Source organism: Mycobacterium sp., from assembly GCF_008709575.1.
Taxonomy (GTDB): Bacteria; Actinomycetota; Actinomycetes; order Mycobacteriales; family Mycobacteriaceae; genus Mycobacterium.
The window spans coordinates 717-1312 of sequence record NZ_VYIK01000164.1 but is presented as its reverse complement, the minus strand read 5'-3'; the positions used below and the strand labels follow the sequence as shown (position 1 = coordinate 1312).

Genomic DNA, 596 nt, shown 5'->3' with positions numbered 1-596 from the left:
GGCCGATGCGCTGGGTGCGTTGGCTGCTGGGCTTGACGAGATGCGCTGCCAGTGCGGGCTGCCGGATTGCTCGTCAGCTCAACGGCGGCCGGGCACCGACGTCGTGATTCATGTGCTGGCCGAGCAGGCCACGCTCGAGGGCGATGCGGACACGCCGGGTTACCTTCCCGGATTCGGGCCCCTGCCGGTCACCGCGTTGCGCGGGCTGGCCGTTACGGCGAAGCTCAAGCCGTTGCTCAAGCCGTCAACCGATCCGGAACCGGGGTATCGGCCGTCGGCGGCGCTGGCGGAATTCGTCCGGTTGCGGGATTTAACGTGTCGGTTCCCCGGATGCGACCAGCCCGCCGAAGTGTGCGACATCGATCACACGATCCCGTTTCCGGTTGGCCCCACCCATCCCTGGAAGGTCCGATTCGTGTGTCGTATCGACGGTGGCTGATCAGCACAGTGGCTGGTGAAAGCTTCTAATGGAGTTTGGGACAGGTGAGGTGACCCGTATTGGTGGGCCGGATGGCGACCGCGCAGACGAGGGCCTTCCCGATGGACAAGCCCCGACAGAACACGAGTCGGCCGTCACACGACGTGCGCGGTGAGAC

At 65.8% G+C, this 596-nt stretch carries 1 protein-coding gene; it reads left to right on the top strand.

Going from position 1 to position 596, the window contains the following annotated elements; genetic code table 11:
• On the top strand, positions 1–439 hold a 439-nt coding region (locus F6Q13_RS17560), incomplete at its 5' end, for an HNH endonuclease signature motif containing protein (protein WP_293059273.1).
• Positions 440–596: the final 157 nt, after the last annotated feature.